The following is a 20,446-nucleotide window of genomic DNA, read 5'->3' as shown; positions in this document are numbered from 1 at the left end:
GCTGCGCAGTGTCAGCGTCCGCGCGACACCCACGGCGGCGGTGGCAGATCGTCCAGGAATGCATCGCAGGCGCCGAGATAGCGCGCCTGCGTGTGACCGACCCGTGTCGGCGACAACACGCGCGACCCCAGGCGAGCGACAAGCAACATCACGGCCATCACGCCGGCGCCGATCAGCCAGCGGGACGGGCTATCCAGCGATAGCCCGCACACCAGCAGCGCCAGCACGGAGGCCACCGCCATCGCGACATAACGGACGCGGCGACGCTCGTGTTGCTCGCACAGGATGAGCACGTGGGCGCTGCGCTTGCGCAGCGCGATCGCCAGGATCAGATACGGCAGCACGCCGAGCAACAGCGCGGCGTAGATCACCGGGTGATGCCAGTGAAAGATGTAGCGGCGCGGCGGTATATCAGCCGGCGCATTGCACTTGACGCACCGCGGCGGCAGCGTCGCGCCCGGCGTGCAGACCAGCACATCGCCCTCGCGCCAGACATCGCCGTCTACCGGCGGCAGGTACAGGCTGGGCGACGGGCGCGTTGCATCGTTCAACATCCTTGCATCCTTGCAGGTTGGGGATTCGGGATTCGGGATTCGTAAGAGCGGGTTTCGCCTTTGCGAATCCCCAATCCCGAATGCGCAATCCCGCGCTGCGCAGCAGCGTCAGCGCTCGACGATCGCCACCACGCCCATGCCGCCGGCAGTGCAGATCGAGATCAGCGCGCGTCCACCGCCGCGCTCTTCCAGTTGCTTGGCGGCGGTAGCCACCACCCGTGCGCCAGTGGCGGCGAACGGGTGGCCGGTGGCCAGCGACGAGCCCAGCGGATTGATCTTGTCGGGGTCGATGCGGCCCAGCGGCGCATCCAGGCCCAGCCGGTTGCGGCAGTAATCCTCGCTCTCCCAGGCGCGCAACGTGCACAGCACCTGCGCGGCGAAGGCTTCGTGGATTTCGTAGATATCGAAGTCCTGCAAGGTCAGGCCCTGGCGCGCCAGCATCTGCGGCACCGCGATGGTGGGCGCCATCAGCAGGCCTTCGCCGTGCACGAAATCCACCGCCGCCACCTGCGCGTCGCGCAGGTAGGCCATCGGCGTGTGGCCATGGGCCAACGCCCAGGCTTCGCTGGACAGCAGCACGGCGGCCGCACCATCGGTGAGCGGAGTGGAATTGGCCGCGGTGAGCGTGCCGCGGCCGGAAGTCTTGTCGAAGGCCGGGCGTAGGGTGGCGAGTTTTTCCAGCGAGGTGTCGGCGCGCAGGATGTTGTCGCGCGAGACGCCGCGGAACGGAGCAATCAGCGAATCGAAGAAACCGCGCTCATACGCTGCGGCCAGCTTGTGGTGCGAGGCCACCGCCCACTCGTCCTGCGAATCGCGCGAGATATTCCATTCCTTGGCCATGTCTTCGCAGTGGTCGCCCATGCTCTTGCCGGTACGCGGCTCGGCCACGCCGGGAAACTCGGGCTTGAGCTCGCTCAGCTTGAACCCGCGCAGCAGCGCCTTGAGCTTGTCGCCGGTGGCCTTGGCACGGTTGGCGGCAAGCAGCCGCGCGCGCAGCTTCTTGCCGTAGACGATCGGCACTTCCGAGGTGGTGTCCGAGCCGCCGCCGATGCCCGAATCGATCTGGCCCAGCGCAATCTTGTTGGCGATGGTGATCACCGAATCCAGGCTGGTGCCGCAGGCGCGCTGCAGGGTGATGCCCGGCGTCAGCGGCGACAGGCCCGACGACAGCGCGGCCTCGCGGGCCAGGTTCCAGTCCGAGGAGTGCTTGATCACCGCCCCCATCGCCACTTCGCCCAATTGCTGCCCGTGCAGCCCGAAGCGCTCGACCAGCGCGCCCAGCGTGCGCACCGACATGCCCAGGTTGCCCACGTCCGCATAAGCGGTGTTCTGACGACAGAACGGGATACGAACGCCGCCCAGAATGGCGACGGGACGGGCTGCGGGCATCGGTTGACCTGGCATGGAGGACTCGGGGACATGGCCTGCACAGGGCCGGCAGGCATAATGGCCGCAGTGTAGCTTCGACCCCGTGATGGGCCAACCGCGAATCATGAGCAAGACCGAACACAGCATGACCGCCATGGGTGTGATGGCGCTGGAATTGACCGGCGGCACCGCCCCCGAGCGCGGCGCCCTGCCGCCCGAACAAGCCGGCATGCTGGCCGAGCGCATTGGCCGCGACCTGGCGCAATGGATCCCTGAAATCCGCGATCTGGAACTGAGCGTGGCGATGGCGCATTTCGACCCGGCCGAGGTCCTGCGGCCCGGCTGGCCGTTGCATCGCCGCCTGGAAGAACTGCATGCGCGCGCCCCCGGGCGCGATCAGGGCCCGCGAGTGCTGGCCTTCGGCGCCGATGCACAGGGCGAGATTCCGCTGCCGTTCCAGGCCGATGCGCAGCTCACCGGTGGCGGCCTGCGTGTGTTGCCGTTCCTGCTCTCCGGCGATCCGCAGATCGTGGCGACGGTGGCCGATGCGATGGAAGAAGTGCTGCTGGCCCAGGGCATGGCGCAGGCAGATACTGCGTTACTGGCGCAGGAGAGCTTCGGTGCGCGCATCGAACACGCGCGCTACCTCACCGCGCACGACCTGGCGGCGATGATTTCGATGCAGTACGACAACCAGGGCCTGGCGCCGCTGTGGCCGCTGATCGAAGCCGCCCTGCTTGCACCCACCAGCGAAGAATGGCTGGAGCAGGCGCCGGAGCCGGTACTGCGCTATGTCGGCGGCGAAGTGCGCATTGCGCTGTTCGATCCGGCCGGCTGGTGCGATTACTACGCACACGACCGCGAGCATTGCGAACGCCTGCGCGGCGTCTACGAGCAATTCCTCTCGCGCCAGCGGCAAATGGCGGCCGTGCTGGAAGCGCATGGGTTGCCGGTGCTGTACGTGCATGTCGAGCCGGGCCAGGATCCGCGCCAGGCGCTGGCCAGCTAGCGCTTCTTGATCACTCCCGCGGATTACTTGCAGTTCAAGGACGAGTAACTATGAAGCGCAACCCGTATTCCTCGCGACTTGGAGCGTTAGTCATCACCGGGATCTGCGCATGCGGCGTAGTCCATGCAGCTGAGCCCACTCCCATCTCGTCTAACTGCACCGTCGACGCTGATTCGATAGCTGCTTCGCCTGCCGCGCTGGACTCGTACAATTTGCACCTCGATTACGAGATGACAATAGATGTGCTGGCAACCATTGATAAAGACGAGAAAGTAGCAGACACATCCGTTGCCAAATCATCTCGCAACAGACTGGTTGATCGTGCAGCAATGACTGCCGCGAAACGGTGGCGTTACCATTGTCAGGCCACTCCCGGAACGGCATTGCTCACTGTTCGAATTCCTGCGCCGCACTGCAAGCTTGACATGGAGTCGTGGCGAGAACACCGCCCTGTTTATCCTGAGCAGCTAAGACACAATCACGCGAAAGGATCTGTCGATCTCAGCCTACGCCCCGGCGGCATCGCCAATGGCACTGCAGAGGTCAGTCTGAAAACAAGTAGCGGCTATACCGACGCTGACAATGCGGTACTCGACGCCGCGCGCAAATGGCGCTTCTCGTGCGACTCACCTTCCTCGCCAAGGCAAACCGCATTTACGACAGAACAATTCAACTTTTCAGACCGCCCAAGTCAAGAAGAGCTGGAAAAGCTAGAAAGAGCAGAAAGAGCGAAGCGAAAAATTCCACCTTTTAATTCGGATCTCAAGACGACCGTTCGCGACACCCTTCCCATGGAGTACGTGCACGCAAAACCGTTTTTCGAGAGTGTGCCGAAGCAAAATGACGTGGAATTAAGCAAAGATCAGCAGGACACACCCGGGCTGAAGGTCTACACAACCAGTCTCAAGAAGGTCATGGAGCAAATCCTCGCATCCGACCAACTTGAACAGCCAAAGGTGACAACGTGGCTAATGTTTATGCCCCCGCACCCATGGGCCCCGGCGGTAATCAGGACGCGCAGCGAGACAATCACCGACGAGGCGAGTATCCAGCGACGCCCGATTACGCGCGTTAACTATGTTTGTGATTCAAGCCCTGCAAATTGCGCGCAAATCGAAAGTCGCATTAGTCACATGGTCGAGCCAGTGTCAGCCACGCATTGAGCTTCCTCGACGGCGCTCAATCGCCGCCGAGGAAATTGGAATTTAACGTGTCGCCGCCTGCGCGTTATCGGTGGTGATCACGCCGCAGGCCAGGCGGCCGCCGGCGTTGCCGGTAGGCTGGGTTTTGTAGTCGTCGGCATCGGCATGCACGATCACGGCGTGTCCGGCGATGTCGAACTGGTCCGCCTTACCGAGATTGACGTTGCTCGAGACCGGGCCGTCGATGCTGGCATTACCCTGCGCGTCGGCTTTGATGTTGGGCATGTCGCCGCCGTGGTGCGGGTCGGCACTGACGTTGCCGTGGTCGGACTGGGCAGGGTTGAAATGGCCACCGGCGCTGCTGCCGTCCGGGGCGCTGCAGTCGCCCTTTTCGTGGATGTGGAAGCCGTGCTCGGTGTTGGGCTTGAGGCCGCTCAGCTGGCCGGTGACGCGCAGCGCGCCGTCGACCGTCTTGAAGGTCACCGTGCCTTTGACGTCATTGCCCTTGGTCGGCTTGAGCTCGGCGGTGGCCGTCGTGGTGGCCGCCGCTTCGGTGACCATGGAGGCGGCATGCTCGCCACCATGCGCCGCTTCAGCCGGCGTGCCGGCCTGCGGTGCGGGGGCGGGATCGGCCGGCGCGGGCTCCTCGCGCTTGCATGCGGTCAGTGCCAGGGCGGTTGCCAGAAATAGCGTGGTGGGAAGGATGCGCATGGAAAACTCCTGTAGGGGCCGCGCAGGCGGCCATGGATGCCCCAACTCAGGGCTGCGAAGGGGGTGTGCGCCATTGGGTGACGCGAATGACGCCGCAGGCCAGACGTGCGCCGGCGTTGCCGCTGGGCTGGCTGCGATAGTCGTCGGGATCGGCATGCACGATGAGTGACTTGCCGACCACATCGCTGGGCGCGGCATCGCCCAGGGTGATGCCGGAAACGATCATGTCCAGGTGCGCAACGCCTTCGGCATCGGCGCGCAGGTTGTCCATGTCGCCGGCGTGGTGGGGATTGCTGCCAGCGCGCCCGTGTGGCGCACCCGCCGGATTGAAATGTGCGCCCGCGCTGCTGGCATCGGCGGCGCTGCAATCGCCACGTTCGTGCACATGGAAGCCGGCCACGCCACCGGGGCGCAGGCCACCGACAGTCCCGGTCACGCGAATGCCCTGCAATGCAGGCACCAGCACGACGCGACCGCTGACCAGGCTGCCCGAGGCCGATGCCAGCACCGCTTCGGCCTGCTGGACCGGGCGGACAGGGACGACCCGCGCCGCCGGGGGTGGAGGTGGCGGAGGCGGTGGCGTGCTGCTGCAGGCGGCAAGCGCCAGCGCGGTGAGGGCAACGATCGTGGGCGACCGGTAACGCATCGAGCTGTTCTCCTGATCAGGCTGGAAACCTATGCGGGCGCATGTTCACGTGTCATGAAATGCGCTTAGGCAGCCCGGGAGTTTACGGGGGCTAGTGTCGCGAGCCGGGATATGTGCAAAAAGCGCCCCTCACCCCAACCCCTCTCCCGCAGGCGGGAGAGGGGCTCGACTGCGCAGTTTTGCCCGCTTTGCCCGCCTGCCTTGCCCTTGCCCGCCTGCCTGCCTTGTCCGCCTGCTTTGCCCGTGCCTGCCTGCCCTGCCTGCCTTGCCTTCTCCCGCGTGCGGGGGAAGGTGCCCGAAGGGCGGATGGGGGGCGTGTGCGCCGCCAGCTAATCGAGACAGTGGCGCGTGCGAGCAAACCGGCGAGCGCATGCACGCTTGCCGCCGTGATGCGCGTCAAGCTCGCCTGGTTCGCTGCCTGGCTCAAACACCTGCGCACGCAGTACGGCTTTTCGCAGGTGCCCCTCACCCCACCCCCTCTCCCGCAGGCGGGAGAGGGGCTCGACGCCGCATGCGGGCTGATCAGCGGCGCTTGCGCCCCGGCCCGAGCTTGCGGGTTACGGTGTTGCGGCCCAGACCCAGGCGGGCGGCGGCTTCGGCGCGACGGCCCTGGGTGAGTTGCAGGGCGGCTTCCAGCAAGGTCTTGTCCAGGCGTTCGCGGGCTTCGGCATGCAGGCCCTGGGCACCTTCGCTCAGGCGTTGCGCGGCCCAGCTGGACAGCATGTCGTCCCATTGGCCATCGCTGCGGCCGGCCCGCTGACGGCCGCGCGACAGGGCGGCGTCCACGTCGACCACGTCGATGATGTCGGCGGTAGCCAGGGCAGCCAGGCGCCAGCACACGTTTTCCAGTTCGCGTACGTTGCCGGGCCAGTCGTACTGGCGCAGGTCCTCCAGCGCGGCCGACGACAAGCGCTTGGGCAGCATGTCGAGCTTGCGTCCGGCCATGGCCAGGAAGTTTTCCGCCAGTTGCGCGATGTCGCCGCGACGCTCGCGCAGGGGCGGCAGCTGCAGGCGCACCACATCCAGCCGGTGCAGCAGGTCGGCACGGAAGCGGCCCTGTTCGACCAGCGCCTCCAGATCCTGGTGGGTGGCGGCGATCACCCGCACGTCCACGCGGATCAACTCGCGCCCGCCGACGCGGAAGAATTCGTTCTCTGCCAGCACGCGCAGCAGGCGCGTCTGCAGCGGCAGCGGCATGTCGCCGATTTCGTCCAGGAACAAGGTGCCGCCATCGGCTTGTTCGAAGCGGCCGATGTGGCGCTTGGTGGCACCGGTAAAGGCGCCGGTTTCGTGGCCGAACAACTCGCTTTCCAGAAGTTCGGCGGGAATGGCGGCGGTGTTGAGCGCCACGAACGGTTTGCGCGCGCGCGGCGATTCGTTGTGCAGCGCGCGTGCGACCAACTCCTTGCCGGTGCCGGTTTCGCCGTTGATCAGCACCGACAACGGGGCTTGCGCCAGCCGGCCGATGGCGCGGAACAGCGCGCGCATGGCCGGGGTGTCGCCGATCAATGCGGCCGAGCCCTCGGCCAGCGGCGTGCCGATGATCTCGTCGACACCGGCATCGGCGTCGGGCAAGGCGCGTGCGGCCAGCGCGACGGCGTCGTCCAGGTCGAACGGCTTGGACAGGAATTCATGCGCCCCGCCGCGGAAGGCACCGGCGGTGCTGGCGACATCGGTGTAGGCCGACATCACGATCACCGGCAGCTGCGGGTGCTTGGCCTTGAGCTTGTCCAGCAGGGTCAGGCCGTCCTCGCCGGGCATGCGCACGTCGGTGAACAACAGGTCCGGGGTGGGCCGCATCGCCAGCGCCTGCAATGCAGCGGCAGCGCTGTCGAAGCCATCCACGGCATAGCCGGCATCGCGCAGCGCGGTGGACAGCACGAATCGGACCGAACGGTCGTCGTCGACTACCCAGATATGGTGGGATGCGGCGGCGGCCTCAGCCATGCAGGTGCTCCTTGTCGTGATCGCCGGCCAGCTCGGGCAGCAGCAGGGTGAAAACGGTATGGCCCGGACGCGAGCGGTAGGTCAGCGTGCCGTGGTGTTCGCGCGAGACCTGCTGGGCCAGCGCCAGGCCCAGCCCGCTGCCTTCGGCACGGCCGCTGACCAGCGGCAGGAACAGGTGCTCGGCCAGCTCTTCGGGCACGCCGCCGCCGTCGTCGATGATTTCCAGCCGCAGCGACATCGCATGCACGCGGTCGCGGATGCGCTGGCCGTGTTCGACGCGGGTGCGCAGGGTCACCCGGGTGGCGCCGGCCTGGAAGGCATTGCGCACCAGGTTCCACACCGCCTGGGTCAGGCGGTCCACGTCGCCGAGGATGTCCGGAATGCTGGGGTCGTAGTCGCGCTGCACCTGCACCGACCAGCCGCCTTCGGCCTCGGCCAGGCGCAGCACGCGCTCGAGCACCACATGGATGTTGAGGCCCTCGTGCGGGCGCAGCGGCGAGGGTGAGAGCAGGCGCTCGAGCAAGGTGTTGAGGCGTTCGATCTCGGTGCCGATCAACTCGATCAGCTCGCGCTCGTCCTCGTCGCGGCCGGCCGAGCGGCGGGCCAGCAGCTGCGCTGCGCCCTTCAGGCCCGCCAGCGGGTTGCGCAGTTCGTGCGCCAGCCCCTTGAGCGCGGCGCTCAAGGCGTTGGGCAAGGCATGCGTGGGGTCTAGCGCGGGGAATTCGTCGACCGGATGGGTTTCCAGCAGCCAGCCGCCGTCATCCAGCCGCGACAGCCAGCCTTCGGCAAAGCGTGGCGCGTCGTTGGGCAGGCCCAGGGCCAGGCGATGCAGGCGCAGCACGTCGCGCTCGTCGTTGAGCAGGAAGCGCGCCAGCGCATCGCCCTGCACTTCCAGCGCGGCCAGCGGTTGGTCGACCAGGCGCCGGGCGCTGACGCCGAGCCAGCGCGCAAAGGCCGGGTTGACGCCCAGCACGCGGCCCTCGCGGTCGGCCCAGGCCACCGGCGTGCCCAGGCTGTCGAGCGACGGTGTGGGGGTCGTCATCAGCATTGCACCAATTTAGTGCAAGCAGCGCCGGCGTGCGCGTGTGGCGCGCCGAACGAAGCATGCATCAGGACATCCGGGGTCCGACGGTGGTGGCGTGCACCGACCCGACGCGCATCCGCGCCGACAGTGACGGGCGGGGGGCTGGTCATGCAGGCACCTCGGTAGTGGATCCGCGCCAGCACGGGCCGCGGGAAAAACCGTCCCCGGCACGGCAGCGCCGGCCGGGTCGTTGCGCCACCCGCGGCCAGGGAGCCGCGGGTGGCCATGCTCAGGACTCGTAGGCGGCTTCGCCGTGCGAGGTGATGTCCAACCCCTCGCGCTCGGCTTCTTCGGTGACGCGCAGGCCGAACACCAGCTTGGCGACCACAAAGCCCACCACCGACACCACGCCGATCCACACCACGGTGATGCCCACGCCCAGGGCCTGGATGCCGACCTGATGCACGATGTCGTAATCGCCGCCCTTCTGGCCGCCCAGCGAGGCCGCCGAGAACACGCCGGTCAGGATCGCGCCGATGATGCCGCCCAGGCCATGCACGCCGAACACGTCCAGGCTGTCGTCGGCGCCGAGCAGGCGCTTCAGACCGGTGACGCCCCACACGCACAGCACGCCCGCCGCCAGGCCAATGACGATGGCGCCGAACGGACCCACGGTGCCGCAGGCCGGGGTGATGCCGACCAGGCCGGCCACCATGCCCGACGCCACACCCAGGGCGGAGGACTTGCCCTTGATGATCTTCTCGGTCAACGACCAGCCCAGGATGGCCGCGGCAGTGGCCAGCAAGGTGTTGAGGAAGGCCAGCGCCGCACCGGCATTGGCCTCCAGGTTGGAGCCGGCGTTGAAGCCGAACCAGCCCACCCACAGCAGCGAGGCACCGACGAAGGTCAGGGTCACGTTGTGCGGCTTGATCGCCTCACGCCCCAACCCGGCACGCTTGCCGACGAAGTAGGCGCCGACCAGGCCGGCGATACCGGCATTGATGTGCACCACGGTGCCGCCGGCAAAATCCAGCGCGCCCAGGCCAAACAGATACCCACCGGTGGCCCAGACCATGTGCGCCAGCGGCAGGTAGCCGAAGGTGAACCAGATCACCGAGAACAGCAGCACCGCGGCGAACTTGGCGCGTTCGGCAAAGGCGCCGACGATCAGCGCACCGGTGATGCCGGCGAAGGTGGCCTGGAAGGCGACGAACACGTATTCCGGCAGGCTCACGCCCTTGGTGAAGGTGGCCGACAGGGTCTCGATGGTGACGCCCTTAAGCAGCGCCTTGTCCAGGTTGCCGATCCACGCGCCTTCACCGGAGAACGCCAGGCTGTAGCCGTAGATCACCCACAGGATGGTCAGCAGCGAGAACACCGTGGCCACCTGGATCAACACCGAGAGCACGTTCTTTGCCCGCACCATGCCGCCATAGAACAGCGCCAGGCCCGGCACCACCATCAGCAGCACCAGCAGGGTGGACGTCAGCATCCAGGCGACATCGCCCTTGTCCACCACCGGCGCGGCCTCGGCGACGGCCACCGGCGCGGCGGCCGGCTGCGCGGACGGCAGCGGCTCGGTGGTGACCGGCTCGGTCGGCAACGGGGTGACCTGCGGGGTGGACTGCGCCTGCGCGCTGCCCATGCCGCCCACCACCAGCGCGCTGAGCAGCATCAGCATGCACACGCTGTAGAACCGGGCTTTCCACCCGGCAAAAAGAGCTGTCTTCATACGAACTCCGGAGGTGGTGGACTCAGAGGGCATCGGCGCCGATTTCGCCGGTGCGGATACGCACCACCTGCTCGATCGCGGTGACGAAGATCTTGCCGTCGCCGATCTTGCCGGTGCCGGCCGCGTTCTGGATCGCTTCGACCACGGCATCGAGCCGGTCGTCGGTCACCACCGTCTCGATCTTGATCTTGGGCAGGAAGTCCACGACGTACTCGGCGCCGCGATACAGCTCGGTGTGGCCTTTCTGGCGACCGAAGCCCTTGACCTCGGTAACGGTGATACCCGACACGCCAGCGGCGGACAGGGCCTCGCGGACCTCGTCGAGCTTGAACGGCCGGATGATGGCGGTGATCAATTTCATGCGCATACCCCGAAAGGTGGAAGGAACCGGCCGGCATTGCGCCGCCCGGCGGTGTCAGTCACCTGGATGCCAACCCCGGCATCCAATCGTTCGCAGATCGCGCAGACCCCGGCCGATGCGATGCATCTGCCGCGTGGGAGAGGTCAGGCCCGCGCGCCGCGAACTGTGTGCTCTCTCGTTCCCCTCACTCCACGGCCGGTGCCGTGGAGCGTCAAACATGTGCGGCGATGGCGGAGGTGGGAGGGGGGGCCTCCGCCATCACCGCGGTGGAACTCAGTTACCGTAGTACAGCTGGTATTCCAGCGGATGCGTTGCCGCACGGAACTTGGTCACTTCCTGCATCTTCAGCGCGATGTAGCCGTCGATGAAGTCGTCGCTCATCACGCCGCCGGCCTTGAGGAACTCGCGGTCCTTGTCCAGCGCTTCCAGGGCCTGATCCAGGCTGGAGCACACCTGCGGGATCAGCTTCTCTTCTTCCGGCGGCAGGTCATACAGGTCCTTGTCGCTCGGTGCACCCGGGTCGATCTGGTTCTTGATGCCGTCCAGGCCGGCCATCATCAGCGCGGTGAAGGTCAGGTAGCCGGACTGCAACGGATCGGGGAAGCGCATTTCGATGCGGCGCGCCTTGGGGTTGGTGACCCACGGAATGCGGCAGGAGGCCGAACGGTTACGCGCCGAATAGGCCAGCATCACCGGCGCTTCGAAGCCCGGTACCAGACGCTTGTAGCTGTTGGTGCCGGAGTTGGAGAACGCATTGATGGCGCGGGCGTGCTTGAAGATGCCGCCGATGTACCACAGCGCCATCTGCGACAGGCCGCCGTAGCCGTCGCCGGCGAACAGGTTGGTGCCGCCCTTGGTCAACGACTGGTGCACGTGCATGCCCGAGCCGTTGTCGCCGACGATCGGCTTGGGCATGAAGGTCGCGGTCTTGCCGTTGCGGTAGGCGACGTTCTTGATGATGTACTTCATGGTCAGCAGTTCGTCGGCCTTCTGCACCAGCGAGCTGAACTTGGTGCCGATCTCGCACTGGCCGGCGGTCGCCACCTCGTGGTGGTGCACTTCGGTCTCGATGCCGACCTGTTCCAGCGTCTTGATCATTTCCGCGCGCAGGTCGTGCAGGGTGTCGGTCGGCGGTACCGGGAAGTAGCCGCCCTTTACGCCCGGGCGGTAGCCGCTGTTGCCGCCATCGTACTTGGCGCCGGTGTTCCAGGCGGCCTCTTCCGAGCCCACCTGGAAGAAGGTGTGGCCCATGTCGTTGGCAAAGCGCACCGAATCGAAGATGAAGAATTCCGGTTCCGGGCCGAAGAACGCCTGGTCGGCGGTGCCGGAGGACTTGAGGTAGGCCTCGGCGCGCTTGGCGATGCCGCGCGGGTCGCGCTCATAGCTCTGCATGGTGGCCGGGTCGAGGATGTCGCAGGTCAGCACGATGGTCGGATCGGCGAAGAACGGATCCAGATACGCGGTGCCGGCGTCGGGCAGCAACACCATGTCCGACTCGTTGATGCCCTTCCAACCCGCGATCGAACTGCCGTCGAACATCTTGCCTTCTTCAAACAGCGCCGGCTCGATGATGTTGGCCGGAAAGGTGATGTGCTGCTGTACACCACGCATATCGACGAAGCGCAGGTCGACAAACTCGACCTTGTTGTCCTTGATCAGCTTTTCAACGTTTTCCACGGACATCGGAAGAAACCTCGGATTGGAGTGAAGTGGCTCGTGGACGGAAATACAGCAGGGACCATGCCAAATCGCGGAGTTTCACAAGTCGTTGATTTTGCTTGCATCACTTGAAACCGCCACAGCGGCGCTAGCACCAGTAAGGTGCTGGCGGGATCCATGCTGCACCAATATGGTGCATGCCGCAATGCACTATCCTGACGCCTCCCCCAACCCTCCCTCCAGTCCGATGTCCGATCTGATTTCCGCCCTGCTGTTGGGCATTCTCGAAGGCCTCACCGAATTTCTGCCGATCTCCAGCACCGGCCACCTGTTGATCGCCGAACAATGGCTCGGACGCCGTTCTGACTTCTTCAATATCGTCATCCAGGCCGGCGCCATCCTGGCCATCTGCCTGGCGCTGCGACAGAAGCTGTGGACCCTGGCCACCGGCCTGGGCGAGCGCGCCAACCGCGACTACGTGCTCAAGATCGGCGTGGCCTTCCTGGTCACGGCGGTGGTGGGGCTGATCGTGCGCAAGGCCGGCTGGCAGCTGCCGGAAACCGTGCACCCGGTGGCCTGGGCGTTGTTGATCGGCGGTGTCTGGATGCTGGTGGCCGAGCACTTTGCCGGCAAGTTGCCCGAGCGCGACGTGGTGACCTGGAAGGTGGCGATTGCCGTCGGCCTGGCGCAGGTGGTGGCCGGCGTGTTTCCCGGCACCTCGCGCTCGGCCTCGGCGATCTTCCTGGCGATGTTGCTGGGCCTGAGCAAGCGCTCGGCGGCGGCGGATTTCGTGTTCATGGTGGGCATCCCGACCATGTTCGCGGCCAGCGGCTATGCACTGCTGGAGATGTACAAGGAAGGCGGCGTCGGCAGCGAAAACTGGACCGATGTGGCAGTGGCCTTCGTGGCGGCCACCCTCACCGGCTTTGTGGTGGTGAAGTGGCTGCTGGGCTACATCAAGAAGCACCGCTTCACGGTGTTTGCGGTGTACCGCATCGTGCTCGGCGCCGCCCTGCTGCTGTGGTTGCCGGTCGCGGCCTGACCCGCCACGGCCGTGGCCCTGCCTGTCGCTGCTTGAGCAGCGAGGCAGGGCAACTGCACGGGCAGTGACGCCGGTCATTGCCCTGGCGCCACGCCGGCGGTATCACTGAGGCCTTGCCCACCGGGAGCCGCCCATGCGTGCCGTGTTCTTCGCCCCAGCCCTGCTGGCGGCGGGCGTGACGGCCTGCGGTTCGGGTGCGCTGCCCGATGCGCAGGATCCTGGTGGTACCGGGCCTGGCGGTACCGGGTCCGGCGCGACCGCCGCCGCTGCGCCGTTGGCCGATAACGCCCCCTTGCGCGCGGCATTGCAGGCCAGGCACTGGCAACTGCTGCAGGCCAGCGATGCCCATGGCACCGCGTTACGCAGCCTGTTCGTTGCCGGTAGCGCACCGCTGCAACTGGACTTCAGCGACCAGCGCATCCACGTCAGCCAGACCTGCAATGCCCTGGGCGCCAGCTACAGCGTGGCTGGGACGCAGCTGCAGATCGGCCGGGTGGTCTCGAGCAAACGCCTGTGCGCGCAACCGCGCAAGATGGCGCAGGAACGTGCTGCCAGCGACCTGTTGTCCGGCCGTTTTGCGGTGACGATGGACAGTGCGCAGACCACGCCGCAGCTGGCCCTGACCCGCAGCGATGGCACCCGCCTGCTGTTCGGCAGCACGCCCACGGCCGCCACCCGCTACGGCGGACCCGGACAGACACTGTTGCTCGAGGTGGCCGCCGACACCGTGCCCTGCCCCGCAAACCCGTCGCACGCATGTCTGCAGCTGCGCGAGCAGACGGCGGACGGCCAGCCCGCGACCGCCCCCTGGCGCCCCTTCGATGGCCGGATCGAGGGCTTCGACCACGAAGCGGGCATCCGCACCTTGCTGCGCGTCACCCGGTATCCCGGCGCGGATGGTGCCCCGGTGTATGTGCTGGATCAGATGATCGAGGCCAGTGGGTAGGTTCGGGATTCGGGATTCGGGATTCGGGATTCGGGATTCGGGGGTCGGGGTCTATGGTTGGGCCGCGACGCTCGAATTCATTGCCGAGCGTTATGTGGCCGGCAATGCGGTCGGCGGCCTGCGCAGGCGATGCCGATCCGGCACAAGCGGGAGACTGCAACCGGGATCAATGGTCGTTCCGCTGACTGACCAGGCAAGCAGAAACAAACCGGAACCAACGCGGCCGCGATGGCCTCCTGATTGCGAATGCCATGCAGGGATTGAGCGTGCGGCGTGTCGGTGCGCCGGTCGGTCACGGTGACCGATCCAGCCAGCCGTTGCGCGTACCCCGCGCGCTTGGTCGTGCGGGGTGCGTGAGCCGGTCTCTCAGCGCAGGGCAGGATTCAGTGTGTAGGTGCCATGCAGCGCGGCTTCGGCAAGTACGTGGCCCTGGATCGCCGACAGCACATCGGCGGCCGTGAAGGGCTCGGGCAGGCCGAGCTTGGCCACGTCCAGCGCGAACACGCGGAAGAAATAGCGGTGCACGCGCAGGTCGTTGAACGGCGGGTACGGTCCGTCGTAGCCCAGATAATTGCCGGCCATGTCGGGATTGCCGGCAAACCACTGCGTGTACGAATTCAGGCCCTGGCGCGCACCGGCCGGGCCGGCCGGCTGCTGCTTGCCCTTGGCCACGAAACCGTCGCTGCAACTGCCTGCCGCAATTTCATGCACGTCGGCGGGGATATCGGCCATGGCCCAATGCACAAAATCGGTGCGTGGCTGTTCCACCGGGATTTGGATATCGTCGCGGCCGACGGTCTCCGGCACGGTGGGCACATCCGGGTCCAGGCACAGCAGCGCGAACGACTGCGTGCCGGCCGGCACCTCGCTCCAGGCAAGCTGCGGGTTACGGTTGGGTGCAAAGCCGTCCGGAGTGCCGGCGGCGAATTCCACCGCGATAGGCTTGCCGTTTTCGATGCTGGTGCTGGTCAGACGCATGAAGGGTCTCCGTGGATCCAAGCACCCAGCCTGCCTGGATTGGCACCGCAACGGAAGCCGTCGCAGTGGAACCTTGTGTGGCACAGCAGGCGCGTTTGGTGCGCGTGTCGTCAGCCAATTCAGCGTGCGGCAGAGCGCAGCGAGAGTGGAGCGCGCGATGCGCCAACCAAGGCGAACAACACGCGAAACAGCAAGCTGCACTATCCCCGAGCACGGATCGCAGGCATCGTTGAACGCCGTCGGTGTCCACGCGTGCCGCATCGCCGGGGTCTCTGGATCTCCGTAGGAGCGGACCTGGCCGCGACTGGCTTCACCGGTATCGGTAACGCCTCGTCGCGGCCGGGTCCGCTCCTACAACAGCCTTGCGCATCGGGGATCTCCGGGCATGGATTGCAGGCACCGTGAACGCCATCGGCGTCCACGCGTGCCGCGTCGTCCGGGTCTCCGGATCTCCGTAGGAGCGGACCTGGCCGCGACGGGCTTCACCGGTACCGGTAACGCCTTGTCGCGACCGGGTCCGCTCCTACGACGGCGTCGCGCTTGCGGGATATGCGGCAGGCCGCGCGTCAGTCCTGCGGATACCCGAAGCGCACCGCGATCAGGGTGAGCTGGTCGAACTGGGCACTGAGCACGCTGCGGTAGTTGCGCCAGCGGCCGGAGGCCAGGCGGGCGGGGCCGCGTGGTTCGACCAGCGGGAAGCGCAGCCCGAAGGCCTGCTCCAGCGCGTCGGAAATCCCCTGCGGGTCGCTTTCGATGCCGTCGAGCCGGATGATCCGGTGCGGGTAGAGATCGCGCTCGTGTAACACCGCCAGTTGTTCCAGCGCGGCCAGCAACCAGTCGGTGGCCTGCTGCGGCGACTGCAGCGCCAGCGGTGCCGGCGCGCCGGCCGAGAGCCAGTCCAGCAGCATGTCGCGCGGGTCGCGCAGCGCGATCGCCAGCCGGCCCTCGGGCAGGTGCGGGCGCAGCGCAGTGAGCAGGGTGTTGTCCCACCACAGCAGCCAGTCGATGACGTTGCCGTCGTCGATGCCGCGACGCGGCAGCTGCGCTTTCCAGCCTTCCACCAGCGCCATCGGCGCCAGCTCGTCGGACGCCAGTTGCTCGACCGTGCGGTAGCTCTGCAGCGCATCGGACGGTGGAGTGGTGCCGTAGCGATCGCCGCGCACCAGCGGAGTGGCAGCGTCCATCACCGCGATCAGGCGTTCGACATGCGAGCCGGGCGTGCCCCACACGAACAGCGGGCGCGCGGTGACGCTGTCCGGAATGCTGCCCAGCGCCGGCCATTGCATCGGCTGCCTGGCGGCCTGCGGCGGCAACGGCAGCCGGTGCTGGGCCTGTTCGCGATGGAACTGCATCCAGGTGGCCAGCGCGGCGTCGGGCTGACCGGCGCGGTCCTGCACATTGCCCAGCCACGGCCGCAGCACGGTCTGCTGTGGCGGCGGCAACGACTCGATCAGCGATTCGACGCAGGCGATCGCCGCTGGCGGGTCGCGTTCCAGCAAAGCCTCGACAATGCGCTGCTCGCCGCTGATGCGGCCCGGTTCCACCGCCACGATCTGGCGCGCCACCATTTCCGCTTCGTCGGCATGACCCTGCATGTCGTGCACGCGCATCAGCGCTTCCAGTGCCGGCAGGTGCTCGGGCATGGCCAGCAGCCAGCGCTCGATCACCGCCTGCGCCTGCGGCCCGCCGACCGGCTCCACCGCCAGGCGCGCCAGCCACAGATCGTGCGCCGTGGCCGAGGTGGCCAGCGCCGCGTCCAGCGTGTCGCGCGCATCGTCCGTCGCGCCCAGCCGTTCCCAGGCGGTGAGCAGCGCGTGCAAGGTGCGGCGGTCGGCCGGCCAGTGGGCCAGCGCCAGGCGCAGGTGCGCCACGGCGTGGTCGGGGCGGCCGGCCTGCAATTCCATCTCGCCCGCCAGCCGGCGCATGGCCGGCAGGTCGCCATCGGGTTGCGCCAGCACGGCCTGCATCGCGGTCAGCGCATCGTCCAGACGACCCTGGCGCTGGGCCAGCTGGGCGATGAAGGCGCGCAGCGCGGTGCCAGGGGGATTGAGTTCGACCACGCGCTCGAAGGCGCGCTCGGCAAATGCAAAATGCTCCTTCTGCAGATATGCAAAGCCCAGCGCGAACATCACCCGCGGGTCGTCCGGCAGTTGCTCGGCGGCGCGGGTCAGCAGCGCCAGCGCGCGGTCGCTCTGGCCGCGGCGCATCTCCACCACGCCATCGACCGCGAGCAGCTGCGGATGCTCCGGCGCCAATCGCGCGGCAGTGCGGCTGAGCCGCTCGGCCTCGTCCAGATCGTCGCGTGCCACGGCCAGGTGCGCCTGCATCACGTAAGCGTTGAACTGGTTCGGGTCCAGCGCGGTGCTGCGCGACAAGGCGGCGTCGGCGGCGGACAGGTCGCGTGCCGCCAGCAGCAGGCCGGCGCGCAGCAGGTGCAGGTCGGCGTCTTCCGGTGTGAGGGCCAACGCGGTGTCGATGCTGGTCAGCGCCAGTGCCGACTGCCCCTGCTGCTGCAGGGCCAGCCCGAGCCAGCGGTGTGCGGCGGCGCTGTCGGGCGCGCTGATCGCCCACTCGCGGGCCAGCGCCACCGCATCGTCGGCCGCATTGCGGCGCAGGGCTTGAAGAATGGCGTCTTGCATGGCGGCGGGGTGTCCAGGACAAACCGCTATTGTAACGATGCGCGCTGTGACGCCGACCTACCTGGCAGCGGCCAGCCGCTCGGCCACCCAGCGTTCGGCGAAGCCGTCGCCGCGGGCATTTTCCAGAAACCCGCAATGCCCACCCCAGCGCGCGATTTCCAGGTGCGCATGCTCGGGCAACTGCCAGCCGGCGAAATCCTCGAACGGAATCACCGGGTCGTCTTCGGCCATCAGGATGTCCGAGGGCACCTGCAGGCCGGCCAGGCGCGCGCCGGCAATCGAATAGCTGTTGAAATACGCTTCCAGCGACCCGTGGCCGGTGTGCTGCACGGCCAGCCAGGCCATCAGCTCGCGCATGTCCAATGCCAGGGTGGCATCGTCGTAGCCGTGCTGGTCCGGAAACAGCTTGCGCTTGCGTAGCAGCGATTCGCGCCATTTGCGGCGGAAATACCAGTCGTAGAACTGCGGGCCCTTTTCCAGCTGGGTCATGGTGGCCGCCGGGTCCAGCAACGGGCACACCGCCGCCACGCGTGCCAGCGGCAGGCCGGCGGCCGGTGCGCGCAAGGCCAGCCGCAGCGCGAAATTGCCGCCCAGCGAATACCCGGCCGCCAGCAGCTGCGGCGCAGGAAAGCGCCGCCACAGATCGCCCGCAGCGTTGACCACCTCGTCGATGCGATCGGAGTGGAACAGGTCCACGTTGAGGTGATGGGTGCCGCCGTGGTCGCGGAAATTCAGCCGGAACACCTGGTAGCCCAGGCCGAGCAAACGCGCGGCGGTCAGCCGCATGTAATTGGAATCGGCGCTGCCTTCCCAGCCGTGCAGCAGCAGCACGGTGCCGCGCACCGGCGCATCGCCGGGCGGCACGCTCATCCAGCCCTGCAGGCGCACGCCGTCGCCGCCATCGAGAATATGTTCGCGGGTGACTGCGCCGCTGGCGCTGAGCAACTGACGGCTGCGCAGGCGACGCAAGGCGCTACTGCCCAGCACCGACTGCACGTGCGGGTTACGCAGCCAGCGCGGCGGCTGGAAGTCGGAGGCGTTCATGCGCGCAGCGGGCCCGGCAGCAGGACGCTGGCCGCAAGGAAGATACGCCCGTGCATGGTCGGCTCAGGACTCCATCGCGGCGATGATGCGTTGCCGCGAGGTATCGGCCAGGCGACGACGTCCTTCGAGATCGAATGCGGCGATCGGCTCAAGGAAATGCACCTCGGCCAGCCGCGGCGGCTCGCCGAGCAGGCGCACGATATTGGCGAAGAAACTCTCGCGCTCACCGAAGGCCACCACCGCCTGCGCGCTGCCGCGCACGCCGTAGCGCAGCGCCACCGGCTGCACCGGCACGCCGGCCTCCACCGCTGCCTGAAAGATGCGCGCATGGAACGGGCCGACTTCGGTGCCGCCGCGGGTGCGCCCTTCCGGGAACACGCCCACCGGCTTGCCGCTGCGCAGGCGCTGCAGCATTTCCAGCAGCACCCCGCCCAGCGATTCGGTATTGCCGCGCTGATGGAAGATGGTCTGGCCCTTGGTCGCCAGCCAGCCCACCAGCGGCCAGCCGGCGATTTCGCGCTTGGCTACAAAGCCCATCACGCGCTGGCTGTGCAGCATCGAGATGTCGACCCAGCTGACGTGGTTGGCCACGAACAGGGTCGCGCCGGACAGCGGCGTGCCGAAGCGGCGCAGCCGGAAGCCGAAGATGCGCATCAGGTTGCCCTGCCACCAGCGGATCATCCGCTCGTCCAGGGTGTCTGCAGGGCCGGTGCGGATGCGCGCCAGCGGCGGGGCCACCACGCACAGCATGGTGATCGGCAGGCCGATGCACAGGTGCAGCAGCAGCAACGGCACCCGATACAGGTACCGGAACCAACGCGACGCGCCGCCAGCCTCGCGCGTGGCGTCCAGGGATGACTCGCTCATTCGACCAACGGGACCGGTGACAGGGAAAGGGAGCACGACGATTGTGACAGCAGCCTGGGCGCGGCGCAGCGCCGGCAGCGGATGGCGCTGTTCCACCCATGCCGTTGCCGGGCGTGCTCAGCCATTGCTGCGTGCCACCACGGCCAGGGTCAGGCGCGACACGCAGACCCGCTTGCCGGCCGGGTTCTCGATGACGATGTCCCAGACCTGGGTGCTGCGCCCCACATGCACTGCGCGCGCGGTGCCGATAACCAGGCCCTCGGTGGCCGCGCGCAGATGGTTGGCGTTGATTTCCAGCCCCACGCACATCTGCGTGGTCATATCCACGCACAGATTGCCGGCGCTGCTGCCCAGGGTTTCGGCCAGCACCACCGATGCGCCGCCGTGCAGCAGGCCGTAGGGCTGCCTGGTGCGCGTGTCCACCGGCATGGTGGCGCGCAACCAATCGTCACCGGCCTCGGTGAACACGATGCCGAGATGGTCGATCAGGGTGTTTTTGCTGGAGGCGTTGAGGGCAACGAGGTCGACGGGAGCGCGGAAGGTCATGGGCAGGGAATCGGGAATCGGGAATCGGGAATCGGGAATCGGGAATCGGGACAGCATCGGCGGCGCTGGGGTCTGATGCAACTGCCTTTCGGCTATCTGCAGGCCGAATTGCGCCAGCGACTCTCAGCAGGTTGGCGGCGCGCCGCGGCCAATTTTCGCGCAACATGCCATTGCAGAGGCGCAACACGGCACTCCGCCACGCGCCGTCTGCGCGCCGGCCCAGGCCAGCAC

18 protein-coding genes are annotated in these 20,446 nt (G+C 67.3%); 4 read left to right on the top strand and 14 right to left on the bottom strand.

Going from position 1 to position 20,446, the window contains the following annotated elements:
• Window positions 1-11: 11 nt before the first annotated feature.
• Both ABQZ09_RS12045 and ABQZ09_RS12040 read right to left on the bottom strand, forming a co-directional pair.
• Entirely contained in the window at window positions 12-554 is a 543-nt protein-coding gene (locus ABQZ09_RS12045) for a hypothetical protein (protein WP_349776979.1), read from the bottom strand.
• 108 nt (window positions 555-662) lie between these two features.
• Entirely contained in the window at window positions 663-1,958 is a 1,296-nt protein-coding gene (locus tag ABQZ09_RS12040) for an acetyl-CoA C-acetyltransferase (RefSeq protein WP_039412494.1), read from the bottom strand.
• Window positions 1,959-2,046: 88 nt separating this feature from the next.
• On the opposite strand from ABQZ09_RS12040, the gene ABQZ09_RS12035 reads away from it, so the two are divergent.
• Both ABQZ09_RS12035 and ABQZ09_RS12030 read left to right on the top strand, forming a co-directional pair.
• Window positions 2,047-2,931 carry a hypothetical protein gene (locus ABQZ09_RS12035; protein WP_184553610.1) on the top strand — a complete coding sequence of 295 codons (885 nt, stop codon included), beginning with the start codon at window positions 2,047-2,049 and terminating at the stop codon, window positions 2,929-2,931.
• A 50-nt stretch (window positions 2,932-2,981) separates the two neighbouring features.
• The gene (locus tag ABQZ09_RS12030) at window positions 2,982-4,094 is read left to right on the top strand and encodes a TonB family protein (protein ID WP_349776978.1); all 1,113 of its coding nucleotides are present in this window, start codon (window positions 2,982-2,984) and stop codon (window positions 4,092-4,094) included.
• 42 nt (window positions 4,095-4,136) lie between these two features.
• Here the strand turns inward: ABQZ09_RS12030 and ABQZ09_RS12025 are convergent, their stop codons facing one another.
• The 7 genes from ABQZ09_RS12025 to glnA form a co-directional block, all read right to left on the bottom strand.
• Window positions 4,137-4,784 carry a superoxide dismutase family protein gene (locus ABQZ09_RS12025; protein ID WP_039412501.1) on the bottom strand — a complete coding sequence of 216 codons (648 nt, stop codon included), beginning with the start codon at window positions 4,782-4,784 and terminating at the stop codon, window positions 4,137-4,139.
• Window positions 4,785-4,830: 46 nt separating this feature from the next.
• Entirely contained in the window at window positions 4,831-5,430 is a 600-nt protein-coding gene (locus ABQZ09_RS12020; protein ID WP_184553614.1) for a superoxide dismutase family protein, read from the bottom strand.
• Between the two features lie 522 nt (window positions 5,431-5,952).
• A complete protein-coding gene (ntrC, locus tag ABQZ09_RS12015; RefSeq protein ID WP_039565892.1) occupies window positions 5,953-7,377 on the bottom strand; it encodes a nitrogen regulation protein NR(I) in 1,425 nt (474 codons plus the stop codon).
• Complete coding sequence (locus tag ABQZ09_RS12010) at window positions 7,370-8,425, bottom strand: two-component system sensor histidine kinase NtrB (protein ID WP_039565894.1); 1,056 nt, start codon at window positions 8,423-8,425, stop codon at window positions 7,370-7,372. Before ABQZ09_RS12010 ends, ntrC begins: the two co-directional genes overlap by 8 nt.
• A 265-nt stretch (window positions 8,426-8,690) precedes the next feature.
• Window positions 8,691-10,133 carry an ammonium transporter gene (locus tag ABQZ09_RS12005; protein ID WP_184553616.1) on the bottom strand — a complete coding sequence of 481 codons (1,443 nt, stop codon included), beginning with the start codon at window positions 10,131-10,133 and terminating at the stop codon, window positions 8,691-8,693.
• Between the two features lie 22 nt (window positions 10,134-10,155).
• On the bottom strand, window positions 10,156-10,494 hold the full coding sequence (locus ABQZ09_RS12000; protein ID WP_002808480.1) for a P-II family nitrogen regulator: 339 nt from the start codon (window positions 10,492-10,494) through the stop codon (window positions 10,156-10,158).
• A 273-nt stretch (window positions 10,495-10,767) separates the two neighbouring features.
• Window positions 10,768-12,177, bottom strand: a complete 1,410-nt coding sequence (glnA, locus tag ABQZ09_RS11995) for a type I glutamate--ammonia ligase (RefSeq protein WP_005992704.1) — start codon at window positions 12,175-12,177, stop codon at window positions 10,768-10,770.
• A gap of 223 nt (window positions 12,178-12,400) precedes the next feature.
• Between glnA and ABQZ09_RS11990 the strand changes: the two genes are divergently transcribed.
• Both ABQZ09_RS11990 and ABQZ09_RS11985 read left to right on the top strand, forming a co-directional pair.
• The gene (locus ABQZ09_RS11990) at window positions 12,401-13,195 is read left to right on the top strand and encodes an undecaprenyl-diphosphate phosphatase (protein ID WP_039415041.1); all 795 of its coding nucleotides are present in this window, start codon (window positions 12,401-12,403) and stop codon (window positions 13,193-13,195) included.
• Between the two features lie 133 nt (window positions 13,196-13,328).
• Entirely contained in the window at window positions 13,329-14,141 is an 813-nt protein-coding gene (locus ABQZ09_RS11985; protein WP_349776977.1) for an META domain-containing protein, read from the top strand.
• A 366-nt stretch (window positions 14,142-14,507) separates the two neighbouring features.
• Here ABQZ09_RS11985 and ABQZ09_RS11980 read toward each other — a convergent pair whose 3' ends face one another.
• From ABQZ09_RS11980 to ABQZ09_RS11960, 5 genes are all read right to left on the bottom strand, one after another.
• Window positions 14,508-15,119 (bottom strand): YbhB/YbcL family Raf kinase inhibitor-like protein, encoded by a 612-nt coding sequence (locus tag ABQZ09_RS11980; protein WP_349776976.1) that lies wholly within the window; start codon window positions 15,117-15,119, stop codon window positions 14,508-14,510.
• A gap of 566 nt (window positions 15,120-15,685) precedes the next feature.
• Window positions 15,686-17,758 carry a tetratricopeptide repeat protein gene (locus tag ABQZ09_RS11975; RefSeq protein WP_349776975.1) on the bottom strand — a complete coding sequence of 691 codons (2,073 nt, stop codon included), beginning with the start codon at window positions 17,756-17,758 and terminating at the stop codon, window positions 15,686-15,688.
• A gap of 57 nt (window positions 17,759-17,815) precedes the next feature.
• Entirely contained in the window at window positions 17,816-18,802 is a 987-nt protein-coding gene (locus ABQZ09_RS11970) for a YheT family hydrolase (RefSeq protein ID WP_039415099.1), read from the bottom strand.
• A gap of 63 nt (window positions 18,803-18,865) precedes the next feature.
• Window positions 18,866-19,765 carry a lysophospholipid acyltransferase family protein gene (locus ABQZ09_RS11965; protein ID WP_202903035.1) on the bottom strand — a complete coding sequence of 300 codons (900 nt, stop codon included), beginning with the start codon at window positions 19,763-19,765 and terminating at the stop codon, window positions 18,866-18,868.
• Window positions 19,766-19,786: 21 nt separating this feature from the next.
• On the bottom strand, window positions 19,787-20,215 hold the full coding sequence (locus ABQZ09_RS11960; protein ID WP_349776974.1) for a hotdog fold thioesterase: 429 nt from the start codon (window positions 20,213-20,215) through the stop codon (window positions 19,787-19,789).
• Window positions 20,216-20,446 lie beyond the last annotated feature (231 nt).

The organism is Xanthomonas sp. WHRI 6106, from assembly GCF_040202405.1.
GTDB lineage: Bacteria > Pseudomonadota > Gammaproteobacteria > Xanthomonadales > Xanthomonadaceae > Xanthomonas > Xanthomonas cannabis.
Note: the sequence above shows the minus strand (reverse complement) of the source record. Positions and strands in the feature narration are given on the sequence as shown.

Coding starts and splice junctions, on each gene's coding strand:
- ABQZ09_RS12045 (WP_349776979.1), bottom strand. CDS start 554: ATGTTGAACGATGCAACGCGCCCGTCGCCCAGCCTGTACCTGCCGCCG.
- ABQZ09_RS12040 (WP_039412494.1), bottom strand. CDS start 1,958: ATGCCAGGTCAACCGATGCCCGCAGCCCGTCCCGTCGCCATTCTGGGC.
- ABQZ09_RS12035 (WP_184553610.1), top strand. CDS start 2,047: ATGAGCAAGACCGAACACAGCATGACCGCCATGGGTGTGATGGCGCTG.
- ABQZ09_RS12030 (WP_349776978.1), top strand. CDS start 2,982: ATGAAGCGCAACCCGTATTCCTCGCGACTTGGAGCGTTAGTCATCACC.
- ABQZ09_RS12025 (WP_039412501.1), bottom strand. CDS start 4,784: ATGCGCATCCTTCCCACCACGCTATTTCTGGCAACCGCCCTGGCACTG.
- ABQZ09_RS12020 (WP_184553614.1), bottom strand. CDS start 5,430: ATGCGTTACCGGTCGCCCACGATCGTTGCCCTCACCGCGCTGGCGCTT.
- ntrC (WP_039565892.1), bottom strand. CDS start 7,377: ATGGCTGAGGCCGCCGCCGCATCCCACCATATCTGGGTAGTCGACGAC.
- ABQZ09_RS12010 (WP_039565894.1), bottom strand. CDS start 8,425: ATGCTGATGACGACCCCCACACCGTCGCTCGACAGCCTGGGCACGCCG.
- ABQZ09_RS12005 (WP_184553616.1), bottom strand. CDS start 10,133: ATGAAGACAGCTCTTTTTGCCGGGTGGAAAGCCCGGTTCTACAGCGTG.
- ABQZ09_RS12000 (WP_002808480.1), bottom strand. CDS start 10,494: ATGAAATTGATCACCGCCATCATCCGGCCGTTCAAGCTCGACGAGGTC.
- glnA (WP_005992704.1), bottom strand. CDS start 12,177: ATGTCCGTGGAAAACGTTGAAAAGCTGATCAAGGACAACAAGGTCGAG.
- ABQZ09_RS11990 (WP_039415041.1), top strand. CDS start 12,401: ATGTCCGATCTGATTTCCGCCCTGCTGTTGGGCATTCTCGAAGGCCTC.
- ABQZ09_RS11985 (WP_349776977.1), top strand. CDS start 13,329: ATGCGTGCCGTGTTCTTCGCCCCAGCCCTGCTGGCGGCGGGCGTGACG.
- ABQZ09_RS11980 (WP_349776976.1), bottom strand. CDS start 15,119: ATGCGTCTGACCAGCACCAGCATCGAAAACGGCAAGCCTATCGCGGTG.
- ABQZ09_RS11975 (WP_349776975.1), bottom strand. CDS start 17,758: ATGCAAGACGCCATTCTTCAAGCCCTGCGCCGCAATGCGGCCGACGAT.
- ABQZ09_RS11970 (WP_039415099.1), bottom strand. CDS start 18,802: ATGAACGCCTCCGACTTCCAGCCGCCGCGCTGGCTGCGTAACCCGCAC.
- ABQZ09_RS11960 (WP_349776974.1), bottom strand. CDS start 20,215: ATGACCTTCCGCGCTCCCGTCGACCTCGTTGCCCTCAACGCCTCCAGC.